At 34.8% G+C, this 11,784-nt stretch carries 9 protein-coding genes; 6 read left to right on the forward strand and 3 right to left on the reverse strand.

Going from position 1 to position 11,784, the window contains the following annotated elements; translation table 11 throughout:
- Positions 1 to 29 precede the first annotated feature (29 nt).
- Complete coding sequence (locus tag B0M43_RS07495; protein WP_078006302.1) at positions 30 to 776, reverse strand: electron transfer flavoprotein subunit beta/FixA family protein; 747 nt, start codon at positions 774 to 776, stop codon at positions 30 to 32.
- Between the two features lie 491 nt (positions 777 to 1,267).
- On the opposite strand from B0M43_RS07495, the gene B0M43_RS07500 reads away from it, so the two are divergent.
- The 5 genes from B0M43_RS07500 (at position 1,268) to B0M43_RS07520 (ending at position 8,950) form a co-directional block, all read left to right on the forward strand.
- Complete coding sequence (locus B0M43_RS07500; RefSeq protein ID WP_065449269.1) at positions 1,268 to 2,248, forward strand: pyruvate dehydrogenase complex E1 component subunit beta; 981 nt, start codon at positions 1,268 to 1,270, stop codon at positions 2,246 to 2,248.
- Between the two features lie 77 nt (positions 2,249 to 2,325).
- On the forward strand, positions 2,326 to 4,827 hold the full coding sequence (locus B0M43_RS07505) for a DUF5686 and carboxypeptidase-like regulatory domain-containing protein (protein WP_078006301.1): 2,502 nt from the start codon (positions 2,326 to 2,328) through the stop codon (positions 4,825 to 4,827).
- 212 nt (positions 4,828 to 5,039) lie between these two features.
- Positions 5,040 to 5,639, forward strand: coding sequence for a DNA-3-methyladenine glycosylase (locus tag B0M43_RS07510; RefSeq protein WP_078006960.1), 600 nt, complete (start codon positions 5,040 to 5,042; stop codon positions 5,637 to 5,639).
- A gap of 110 nt (positions 5,640 to 5,749) precedes the next feature.
- A complete protein-coding gene (locus tag B0M43_RS07515; RefSeq protein ID WP_065449271.1) occupies positions 5,750 to 6,280 on the forward strand; it encodes an inorganic diphosphatase in 531 nt (176 codons plus the stop codon).
- A gap of 114 nt (positions 6,281 to 6,394) precedes the next feature.
- The gene (locus tag B0M43_RS07520) at positions 6,395 to 8,950 is read left to right on the forward strand and encodes a sodium-translocating pyrophosphatase (protein WP_078006300.1); all 2,556 of its coding nucleotides are present in this window, start codon (positions 6,395 to 6,397) and stop codon (positions 8,948 to 8,950) included.
- Between the two features lie 254 nt (positions 8,951 to 9,204).
- Here B0M43_RS07520 and B0M43_RS07525 read toward each other — a convergent pair whose 3' ends face one another.
- Together B0M43_RS07525 and B0M43_RS07530 are read right to left on the reverse strand one after the other, a co-directional pair.
- On the reverse strand, positions 9,205 to 9,819 hold the full coding sequence (locus tag B0M43_RS07525) for a deoxynucleoside kinase (protein ID WP_072954754.1): 615 nt from the start codon (positions 9,817 to 9,819) through the stop codon (positions 9,205 to 9,207).
- Positions 9,819 to 10,634, reverse strand: a complete 816-nt coding sequence (locus B0M43_RS07530; protein ID WP_078006299.1) for a hypothetical protein — start codon at positions 10,632 to 10,634, stop codon at positions 9,819 to 9,821. The genes B0M43_RS07525 and B0M43_RS07530 overlap by 1 nt, the downstream gene beginning before the upstream one ends.
- A 222-nt stretch (positions 10,635 to 10,856) precedes the next feature.
- Here B0M43_RS07530 and B0M43_RS07535 point away from each other — a divergent pair, with 222 nt between their 5' ends.
- The gene (locus tag B0M43_RS07535) at positions 10,857 to 11,744 is read left to right on the forward strand and encodes a GLPGLI family protein (RefSeq protein WP_078006298.1); all 888 of its coding nucleotides are present in this window, start codon (positions 10,857 to 10,859) and stop codon (positions 11,742 to 11,744) included.
- The last annotated feature ends 40 nt before the right edge of the window (positions 11,745 to 11,784 follow it).

Here is an 11,784-nt window from a genome sequence, read left to right on the forward strand (position 1 = left end):
AACTGAAAACTGCGACTGAAAACTGATTACTAGATTACTTTCGCTTCGTTGTGTAATAAATTGATTAACTCATCTAAATTGTCTGCAGGAATTAATTTCACTGCTGATTTTGGAGCTGGTTTTTCAAATTTTACCGCTTTTGTATTTACAGGAGCGTCAACCGGCTCAAGAATAGTCAGAGCTTTTGTTCTTGCAGTCATGATTCCTCTCATGTTTGGTATGCGAAGATCTTTTTCTTCAACAAGACCTTTTTGACCACCAATTATTAAAGGTAAAGAAGTGCTTACTGTTTCTTTTCCTCCATCGATTTCACGAACTGCTTTTACGTTGTTCCCATCAACAGTAATAGCTGTACAAGAGTTTAAAAAGTTAGAACCTAAAATTCCTGCAATCATTCCAGGAACCATTCCACCATTATAATCAAGAGATTCTTTTCCTGCAATTACAAGATCATAACCTCCGTTTTTAATTACTTCAGCCAATTGTTTTGCAACAAAAAAACCATCAGTTGGGGTAGCATTTACACGAATAGCTTCATTTGCACCAATTGCCAAAGCTTTACGTAAAGTAGGCTCAGTATCTGGTCCGCCAACATTTACTACGGTTACAGTAGCGCCTTGTTGCTCCTGAAACCAAATGGCACGTGTCAAACCAAACTCGTCATTAGGATTAATTACATATTGAACACCGTTGGTATCGAATTCTGAGTCACCATTGGAGAAGTTGATTTTTGAAGTAGTATCAGGCACGTGGCTGATGCAAACTAATATTTTCATAAGTATATATTTTATATTTATAATATGCTTTTACAAATTTAGAAATTAAAATCGGAATAAAATACTATGCATGCATAATGTTTTTTAAAAACTATTACGATTTCGCAGATTCTGAAATTTAGAGACCGTTTTCTTAGGTCGAAAAAGAAATAATGCATTCATTTCTTCTGATTCTTAGGAATTTTGTAAATCAGACAATCGGGGCAAGTGTTAAAAATTACACTAAAAATACTGTTTTTTTTGCTTCTTTATGTTTTAGTAGGAGTATTTTAGAAAATAAAAATTAACAAAAAGAGCAGAGTTTGTAAGATAACCAATTTATGAGGCAAATAATCGCAATTATATCGATTTCGTAAATGTCACAATAATTTTTAAAAAGTTAAAAGCGCAAGTCAGAATGAAGTTCATGTGATTTTAAACTTAATTTATGCTTTTAAGTTATTTAAAATAATTATTTTTGCTCTTCAGAAAATTCAACATACAATATAAATATGAGAACAATACAATTTAGAGAGGCCATTTGCGAAGCGATGAGCGAAGAAATGCGTCACGATGAATCCATATATTTAATGGGCGAAGAAGTTGCAGAATACAACGGGGCATACAAAGCTTCAAAAGGAATGCTTGCTGAGTTTGGCGAAAAAAGAGTAATCGATACTCCAATTGCTGAGCTTGGTTTTACAGGAATTGCAGTAGGATCAGCTATGAACGGTTGTCGTCCTATTGTGGAGTACATGACTTTCAACTTCTGTTTAGTAGGTATTGATCAAATTATAAATAACGCTGCTAAAATGCGTCAAATGACTGGTGGACAATTTAATGTGCCTATCGTTTTTCGTGGACCAACTGCTTCTGCAGGTCAATTAGGAGCTACTCACTCACAAGCTTTAGAAAACTGGTTTGCAAATACTCCGGGTCTTAAAGTTGTTGTGCCTTCAACTCCTTACGATGCAAAAGGACTTTTAAAATCTGCAATTCGCGATAACGATCCTGTAATTTTTATGGAATCTGAGCAAATGTATGGTGATAAAGGTGAAGTGCCGGACGGAGAATACACAATTCCATTAGGAGTTGCTGATATCAAACGTGAAGGAACTGATGTTACTATCGTTTCTTTTGGTAAAATCATCAAAGAAGCTTTTATTGCTGCTGATGAATTAGCTAAAGAAGGAATTTCTTGCGAAATTATCGATTTAAGAACAGTGCGTCCTATGGATAATGAAGCGATCTTAAAATCAGTTAAAAAAACTAACCGTTTAGTAATTTTAGAAGAAGCGTGGCCATTTGCAAGTATTTCATCTGAAATCACTTATATCGTTCAGGAACAAGCTTTCGATTTTCTTGATGCGCCAATTCAACGTATTACAACAGCGGATACACCTGCGCCTTACTCTCCTGTTTTACTAAAAGACTGGTTGCCAAATGCAGCAGATGTAGTAAAAGCAGTTAAAAAAGTATTGTACAAAAAATAATACAAATTTAAAATACTCACAAAACTTCATCAGTCATATTTAATTGATGAAGTTTTTTTTTGCCACACGCCAAGACGATGAAAAGAATAATTTTACTCAGCCTATTTTTTGTATTTGCATTTGCGAATATTGGTACAGCACAAACAAAAGTGAGTGGAATTGTTTTGGACAAATCGAATCAGCCTGTCCCCTTTGCCAATGTTGTTTTTAAGGGATCAAATACAGGAATAGTATCCAATGAAGACGGACGTTTTTATCTGGAATCTCCAACTACTTATACTGCTTTATTGGTAAGTTCAGCAGGATTTTCAGATCGCGAAGTTCCGTTAGAGAAAGCAGTAAACTATGATTTTAAAATAGTTTTAAGCGAAGCTGAGGCACTTAATGAAGTGGTGATTTTTACCGGAAAAACATCTAAAAAAAATAATCCTGCATTGGATATATTGAGGAAAATCTGGGAACGAAAACGTAAAAACGGTTTGTACCAATTCAATCAATATCAAATGCAAAAGTATGAGAAGGTTGAGTTTGATATGAACACAATCGACAGTGCTTTTATGAAAAACAAACTCTTCAAAGGAATGGAGTTTGTTTTTAAACATGTTGATACGTCTGATGTTACGGGTAAAACGTATCTGCCAATTTTTATCAACGAATCTGTTTATGATGTTTACGGTGATAATAAATTAAAGAAAGTAAAAGAGAACATTACCGGAAATAAAATGTCGGGTTTTAATGGCAATCAGCAGATTCTTTCCTTTGTAAAAGACCTTTATTCAGATTATAATATTTACGATAATCACCTTAAGTTTTTCGATAAAAGTTTTACAAGTCCGCTTTCAAGAACGGGAATTGACGTTTACAATTATGTCTTAAAAGACAGTGCTTTTATTGATAAAAAATGGTGTTATAATATTGTTTTTTATCCAAGACGTAAAAACGAATTAACCTTCAAAGGAGATTTTTGGGTAAACGATACTACTTTTGCGATCAAGAAAATTAATATGGGCGTTACTAAAAGTGCCAATATTAACTGGGTAAAAGATATTTATATCGAACAGGAATTCGAGGTAGAAAATGATTCAACTTTTTTGTTGACCAGAGATTATATGATGTCGGATTTTGCTTTAAATAAAAAAGAAAAATCAAAAGGAGTCTACGGAAAACGAACGACTCTTTATCGCAATCATAAATTTAATATTCCAAAACCGGAGAAGTTTTATAAAGAAGAAGTCAATTTTATTGATAATGCTGTTTATGACCGACCGCCTGAATTCTGGGAGGAAAATCGTTTCGAGAAATTAAATAAAGATGAAGCTGGTATTTACAAAATGCTGGATACACTGCAAACCGTCAAGCGATTTAAACAATTATATAGCCTTGTCTCGATTTTAGGAAGCGGCTACGTCGAATTTAAAAACTTTGATTTTGGGCCAATATTCTCCACTTTTGGTTATAACGAGGTCGAAGGACTAAGAGTTAGAGCAGGAGGAAGAACCTATTTTGGACCAAATGATCCATGGCGTATACAAGCGTATACAGCATACGGGTTTGATGATAATAAATTCAAGTACGGAGTTTCAGGAAAATGGATGGTGGACAAGAAAAAGCGAGTTATTATTTCCGGAGGAAACAGGCGAGACATCGAACAAATTGGTGCCAGCTTAACCACAACAAATGATATTTTAGGTCGAAGTTTTGCTTCCTCAGCCTTATTTACAACAGGAAGCAACGGAAAATTAACCAATATTAATCTAAGCAACATTTCGGTTGAAATGGAGCCCTTAAAAAACTTTGTTGTTCAGGCAGGGGTTTCATACAGGACATTAGAATCTGCTTCACCAACGTTTAGTCTGGATTATTACACAACGCTGCCAACGGCTGCCAATCCTGCAGGAGTCATACAAAGTGCAGTAAAACAGTTTGAGGCCAATGTTCAGTTTGAATTTATGCCCAATCGTAAAACTATTGGTTTTGGTGTAGAGCGTAGCCTTGTAGACAGCCCGTTTAGTCATTTCTTTGTTAACTTTAGTTATGGACTAAAAGGAGTTATGCAAAGTGATTTTGCTTACGAAAAAATACAATTATTTTACAAACAACCTATTATAATTGGACCATTAGGAAGATCAAATATTATCCTTGAAACCGGAAAAACCTTTGGTACAATCCCGTTAGGATTAATGAGCGTAATTCCTGGTAACCAGACTTATTTTACCATTGAAAACACGTTTAGTAACTTAAATTTCTACGAATTTATTACAGATCAATATACAACTCTGCAATGGAATCATGATTTTGGAGGAAGATTATTCGCCAGAATTCCATTTATGAGAAAACTGAACTGGAGAGAATTCGTTGGTGTAAAAGGAGTTTACGGAACCATCTCAGATGCTAACAGAGCAATCAATGCATCGGCGCAACCCTACAATGCCCCAGAAAACGTATATTGGGAATACAACGCCGGAATCGGGAATATCTTCAAAGTATTCCGTATCGATTTCTCCTGGAGAGGAAGTTATTTAAATACTCCGGATGCCAATAAATTTGCAGTAAAAGGATCGTTCGGATTCTATTTTTAAGATAAAATAAATTGCCACAAAGACGCCAAGTCGCTAAGTTTAATTTCTAGCAACTTGGCGTTTTTTATTGATTAAAATTATTTAACGCAGATTTAGGCAGATCAATAAAATAGATTGAAAAATAAATCTGCTCTATCTGCAAAATCTGCGTGAAAAAAAACTTTGCGACTTTGTGAGATTCTTTTTTAATTTTGAAAGACTTAAATCAAGCCATGCAAGAAGCCATCGATTTTCTATCAGCCAAAAATCCAATTTTTCTTGAAATCATAGAAAAATACGGATTACCTCAAATTCCAAAACGCCCGCAAGGTTTTGAAACTTTGGTATTATTGATCCTCGAGCAACAAGTCTCTATAGATTCGGCGAAAGCCACCTTCTTAAAAATAAAAGGCTACACAATGTGCAATCCGGAAACAATGTCTGTTTTATCTGATGAAGAATTTCGCACTTTAGGTGTAAGCCGTCAAAAAACAAAATACATTAAGATATTAGCGAATGCCGTTTTAAACAAAGAATTAGATATTGAAAGTTTAGCAGCAAAAACTGCAACACAAGTTCGGGAAGAGCTCATTAAATTAAAAGGAATAGGAAACTGGACTATCGATATTTACTTAATGTTTTGTCTTCAGGAGCCTGATTTAATTCCGTTAGGTGATATTGCAGTTGTTAATACAATCAAAGAATTACTTGATATTCATGACAAAAATGAAATGGAAATTCATGCTCAACAATGGAGTCCGTATCGATCTTATGCAACATATTTGCTGTGGCATTATTACTTAAACAAGAGAAACAGGAAAATTACATATTAACTGTCTGTTATTTAAAAGAAAAGTAGGTATATAAATGAAGTTTTTTATTGTAAAAAAGGATTGTTTAGTTACTTTTGCAATCGAAATTATAGAAATAATAAAAAACGAAAATGACCGCAGACAAATTAACGACTTTCGATGTATTAATCGAAATACCACGTGGAAGTAGAAATAAATACGAGTACGATTTTGAAATCAAAAGAATGCGTTTCGACAGAATGTTATTCTCTTCGATGATGTACCCGGCTGATTACGGATTTATTCCTGAAACATTAGCACTTGACGGAGATCCTCTTGATGTATTAGTTTTAATAAACGAGCCAACTTTTCCTGGTTGTGTTATAGAAGTAAAACCAATTGGGGTTTTCCATATGGCAGATGATAAAGGACCAGACGAAAAAATCATTTGTGTACCGGTTTCAGATCCAATCTGGAATTCACTAAATGACCTTTCAGATATTAATGGTCACTTATTGAAAGAAATAGAGCACTTCTTCCAGGTTTACAAAGACCTTGAAAACAAACAAGTAGATGTTGAAGGTTGGGGAGATGTAAACGAAGCATTTGCAATTATTGCTGAGTGTACAAAGCGTTTTGATGATATTGAAAATAAACCAGAGGGATTATTTAGTATTAAATAATTTTTACCCTATTCTATTATAAAAAAAGCAATACTGCCGTCAGGAGTATTGCTTTTTTGTTTAAATTCGTTTTACATAGTTTATTGAATATTAACCAATAACCATTATAATATTATGAACGAATTTATGATTTACTTGCCAATTGTTATGGCAATTATAGGATTACTCTTCATGGCGATAAAAAGGACCTGGGTCCTTAAACAAGATGCTGGCGACGGCAAGATGAAAGAGATCTCAGATTACATCTACGAAGGCGCATTAGCATTTTTAAAGGCAGAATACCGATTACTGACTTTTTTCGTAATTGGTGCCAGTATAGTTTTAGCCGGAATTTCTTTTATTGTTCCTACTACACATATATTAATAGTAGTGGCGTTTATTTTTGGAGCGTTTTTCTCGGCTTTGGCCGGAAATATGGGAATGAAAATAGCCACTAAAACAAACGTTAGAACCACTCAGGCGGCCCGCACAAGTTTGCCACAAGCCTTAAAAGTTTCTTTTGGTGGTGGTACCGTAATGGGACTTGGAGTTGCAGGTTTAGCTGTTTTAGGTCTAACAGGATTTTTTATCGTTTTCTTTCAAATATTTATGAATGGGGTTTGGACTTCATCTGAAGATATGACTAAGGTTTTGGAAACTTTAGCAGGATTTTCACTGGGTGCTGAGTCAATTGCTTTGTTTGCCAGAGTTGGTGGCGGAATCTACACAAAAGCTGCCGATGTTGGAGCAGATTTAGTAGGTAAAGTAGAAGCCGGAATTCCGGAAGATGATCCTCGTAATCCTGCTACAATTGCAGATAACGTAGGAGATAATGTTGGAGACGTTGCAGGTATGGGAGCCGATTTATTTGGTTCGTATGTAGCAACAGTTTTGGCAGCTATGGTTTTAGGAAATTACGTGATCAAAGATATGGGTGGAAACATTCAGGATATTTTTGGCGGTATTGGTCCAATTTTATTGCCAATGGCAATTGCCGGTTTCGGAATCTTATTCTCTATTATAGGAACTACATTAGTAAAAATATCTGATGACAACGCAAAAGAAGCACAAGTACAAAAAGCATTAAATATAGGAAACTGGGTTTCGATTGTTTTAACTGCTATTGCTTGTTTCTTTCTGGTAAAATACATGCTACCGGAAACCATGCAAATGAGCTTTTTTGGCGAAGGTTCTAAAGATATTTCGTCAATGCGTGTTTTCTATGCCACTTTAGTTGGGCTAGTAGTGGGTGGAGCGATCTCATCTGTTACGGAATATTATACAGGATTAGGTACAAAGCCAGTAATGGCGATTGTGCAAAAATCATCTACAGGTGCAGGAACAAATGTTATTGCAGGATTGGCAACGGGAATGATTTCTACTTTTCCAACTGTAATTTTGTTCGCAGCAGCAATCTGGATTTCGTATGCACTGGCAGGATTTTATGGAGTAGCGTTGGCGGCTTCAGCTATGATGGCAACTACTGCTATGCAATTGGCGATTGATGCTTTTGGACCGATTTCTGACAACGCGGGAGGAATTGCCGAAATGAGCGAATTACCAAAAGAAGTACGTACCAGAACAGACATTTTAGATTCAGTAGGGAATACAACTGCAGCAACCGGAAAAGGATTTGCAATTGCTTCTGCAGCCTTAACATCATTGGCTTTGTTTGCAGCATATGTAACTTTTACAGGAATAGACGGAATCAATATATTTAAAGCGCCGGTTTTAGCGATGTTATTTGTGGGTGGAATGATTCCGGTAGTATTTTCAGCTTTGGCTATGAATTCTGTTGGAAAAGCCGCTATGGATATGGTGTACGAAGTTCGTCGTCAGTTTAAGGAAATTCCTGGAATAATGGAAGGAACCGGAAAACCGGAATATGGAAAATGCGTTGAGATTTCTACAAAAGCCGCTTTACGCGAAATGATGTTACCTGGAATTCTTACGATTGGTTTCCCAATTGCGATTGTACTTTTAGGTAAATTAGTTTATGCAGACAACAATCAGTTAATTGCTGAAATGTTAGGAGGATATATGGCTGGAGTTACTGTTTCTGGTGTGCTTTGGGCTGTTTTTCAAAACAATGCCGGAGGTGCCTGGGACAACGCTAAAAAATCTTTTGAAGCAGGAGTTTTAATCAACGGAGAGATGACTTACAAAGGTTCTGATGCACATAAAGCTGCCGTAACCGGAGATACAGTAGGAGATCCGTTTAAAGATACTTCAGGACCATCTATGAATATCCTGATCAAATTAACTTGTTTAATAGGTTTGGTAATTGCACCTATTTTAGGTGAAGGACATGCTACAGCTGGTTTGGCTGAAAAAGGTTCATGTTGTTCTAAAACTGAAATGCATGCAGGAGGAGTTTCTAAGTGTGGAGATTTGTCAGGTATGACCAAAGAAGAATGCATAAAAATGTGCAAAGAAAAAGGATGCACAGCCGAAGAAACGGCAAAATGTCTGGCACATTATGATGCCAACGGAAAATATGCCTACCAAAAAACAGATTGTTTTGACACTAGTAAATATGATAAAACATCAGTTCGTGTTGATTTAAGAAATGAAAATGGCAAAGCTGTCGGAACTGTAACAAAAACTGCAAATGGTAAAACAACCACCGAAGTTTACGAAGGAACAGAAGAAGAAGTTGAAGCAAAAATTAGTACAGCTACTGCTAAATAAAACAGCTTTGTAAAAGTTTTAAACTTTGACAAAGCTTACGCAAAGTTAATGTACTTATTTTTGTCATCCCGAGGAACGAGGGATCTCCACAAGGGGTTCGACAAAGATAGCGATTTTGACTGCGGAGTTTCTTGCGGAGATCCCTCGTTCCTCGGGATGACAAAATGCGATTATGTTTATAAGATGATAAAAAATGCCTCTAAATTATTTAGAGGCATTTTTTATTTCGTGTAAATTTGTGTAAATCCGTGTTTCTAAAACAACCCGTTCAATTCAGCATCAATTCTATTAATGATGTTTCCTAAATCTTCCGGATTATCAACGAAATTAATATTATCAACATCAATAATTAATAATTTTCCTTTAGTATAAGTTTGTACCCAGGCTTCGTATCTTTCATTTAATCGGCTTAAATAATCAATAGAAATAGAGTTTTCGTAATCACGTCCGCGTTTGTGAATTTGCCCTACTAAATTAGGAATAGAGCTTCTTAGGTAAATTAATAAATCAGGCGCTTTTACTAATCCTTCCATTAATTCAAAAAGCGAAGTATAGTTTTCGAAATCACGACTCGTCATTAATCCCATCGAATATAAGTTGGGAGCAAAGATATAAGCATCTTCATAAATCGTTCTGTCCTGAATGATTTTCTTTCCGCTTTCGCGAATTTGCAATACCTGACGGAAACGGCTGTTAAGGAAATAAATCTGCAAATTAAACGACCAGCGCTCCATTTGATGGTAAAAATCATCTAAATACGGATTATCAACTACATCTTCATAATGGGGTTCCCATTTGAAATGTTTGGCCAATAATTTAGTTAAAGTTGTTTTTCCTGCTCCTATATTTCCTGCTATTGCTATGTGCATTACGGTGTTACGATTTTATAATTTATTATTTCTTTAGCTGTAAAAATAGATAAAATTTGGTCTTTGTAGCAGAATTTGTCAAACGATTTTTCTAAAATTTCAATTTCAGAAAATGCATTTGAATTTGTACTTGTAATGTCTTTAAAATACAACAAATTAGCTTTGCTAAAAAGATATTGATGATTATTGATTATTTCGATGGCATCAAAATCAGACACTTTTCCTAACGAAGTTGTTTTTCCGAAAATATCACAGGAAAACCAGTTGTTTTTTTTATCAATCCAATAAAAGGTATTAAAGTCGGTTTGATAATATTTTATGGTTTCTATTAATGGAGTAGAAACTGTTTTGTATTCATTTTTTAGATAATCAAAAAGGCTGATCTGTTGGTTTAGAGCATTGTAAATCCAAAGCTGATTTTGTGTAGACATTCCGATTGCTGAAACAACAATAGGTGTATTATTGAGAGAAAAATTAATCTCTGTAACCTTATTGAGCTGATTGTCTAATAATACAACGGTATTAAAATCTTCATAAAATAAAACGATCTTAAGCGGATTTTGCAAATCGACTTTGGTAATTTTTCCCAGTGATACATTTTTATACTCAAATCGCTCTTTGTCTTTGGTTTTGCTGAAAACATTATTTTTTATCTGATAAGAATATCCAAAAGAATCGTAACCTGAAAAATCATCAGCATCAGTTGAGAGACGAGAAAGAGAGGTTGCTTTTATTTTTTGGTTTTGCGAAAAAACAGCTGAAAAAGAGCAGGCAATAAAAAGAAAAAATAAAAAAATATGTGCCGTTTTGCTCATAATACTTGGTTTCTAAAGAGCCAAATTACAAAAAACTAAAGTAGAAATTACTTAAAGATAAAGATTTAGTTCGTTAGTCCTATTGTATCGTAATAGTCTAAGCAATAGTCGATTTTGTCTATATCTTCTCGCTATTGATATATTTAACTTTCGGAATTTTAAAATAAACAATACATTTGAGTGTAAGTTTTATCGGCTTCACTCAATTTTAAATAAAACGAAATGAAAAAAGTAATTTGTTATATGTCTTTGCTGTTTGTATTTACTCAGGTGCAGGCTCAAAAAGATTTTCAGGGAATGGCTGTTTATGAGTCAAAAACGCAGGTGCCAAAGTTTGAAGGCATGCGGGGCAATCGTGATATCACGCCGGAAATGCAAAAGAGTATGGAAGAGCGAATGAAAAAAATGCTGGAAAAAACTTTTATTCTGAATTTTGACAAGTCAGCTTCTATTTATAAAGAAGAAGAAAAACTGGAAGCTCCGGGACAACAAGGTGGTTTTCGTGTTATGGTGAGTTCAATGATGGGAGGCGGAGGCACTTTCTATAAAGATGTTAAAACAAAATCATATACCGTTGATAAAGAATTTATGGGTAAAGAATTCCTGGTTATAGATTCGCTGCCCAAATTAAATTGGAAATTAGAGCAGGAGACCAAACAAATTGGAGGATATAATTGCTTTAAAGCCACTGCAGTAAAAGAACCAAGTAAAACCGATTTTAGAAATTTCAGACCTAAAAAAACAGATGATAAAAAAGAGGAAGCTAAAAAAACTTCCGGAGAAACTAAAACAAATTTTGAAGACAATTTTGAGTTGCCAAAAGAAATTGTTGTAACCGCTTGGTATACGCCTGAAATTCCAGTAAACCAAGGTCCCGAAAATTATTGGGGACTTCCTGGTTTAATTTTAGAAATAAATGATGGAACAACTACAATTTTATGTTCAAAAATTGTTTTGAATGCAAAAGACAAAGTGGATATTAAGCCTTCTAAAAAAGGAAAAGTAGTCTCGCAGAAGGATTATGATGAAACAGTAGTTAAAAAAATGGAAGAATTTAGAGAAATGAATCGTGGTCGTTCAAGCGGACCAGCACAAACAATTGGAAGGTAGATCTTCTGCTTCAAAGTTTTATTTATTCTAATTTATTCAT

Source organism: Flavobacterium sp. KBS0721 (assembly GCF_002007065.3).
Classification (GTDB): Bacteria; Bacteroidota; Bacteroidia; order Flavobacteriales; family Flavobacteriaceae; genus Flavobacterium; species Flavobacterium piscis.

Excerpts from the sequence above, each read along its gene's own strand:
- B0M43_RS07495 (WP_078006302.1), bottom strand. The coding sequence starts at position 776 with ATGAAAATATTAGTTTGCATCAGCCACGTGCCTGATACTACTTCAAAA.
- B0M43_RS07505 (WP_078006301.1), top strand. The coding sequence starts at position 2,326 with ATGAAAAGAATAATTTTACTCAGCCTATTTTTTGTATTTGCATTTGCG.
- B0M43_RS07520 (WP_078006300.1), top strand. The coding sequence starts at position 6,395 with ATGAACGAATTTATGATTTACTTGCCAATTGTTATGGCAATTATAGGA.
- B0M43_RS07500 (WP_065449269.1), top strand. The coding sequence starts at position 1,268 with ATGAGAACAATACAATTTAGAGAGGCCATTTGCGAAGCGATGAGCGAA.
- B0M43_RS07530 (WP_078006299.1), bottom strand. The coding sequence starts at position 10,634 with ATGAGCAAAACGGCACATATTTTTTTATTTTTTCTTTTTATTGCCTGC.
- B0M43_RS07510 (WP_078006960.1), top strand. The coding sequence starts at position 5,040 with ATGCAAGAAGCCATCGATTTTCTATCAGCCAAAAATCCAATTTTTCTT.
- B0M43_RS07515 (WP_065449271.1), top strand. The coding sequence starts at position 5,750 with ATGACCGCAGACAAATTAACGACTTTCGATGTATTAATCGAAATACCA.
- B0M43_RS07525 (WP_072954754.1), bottom strand. The coding sequence starts at position 9,819 with ATGCACATAGCAATAGCAGGAAATATAGGAGCAGGAAAAACAACTTTA.
- B0M43_RS07535 (WP_078006298.1), top strand. The coding sequence starts at position 10,857 with ATGAAAAAAGTAATTTGTTATATGTCTTTGCTGTTTGTATTTACTCAG.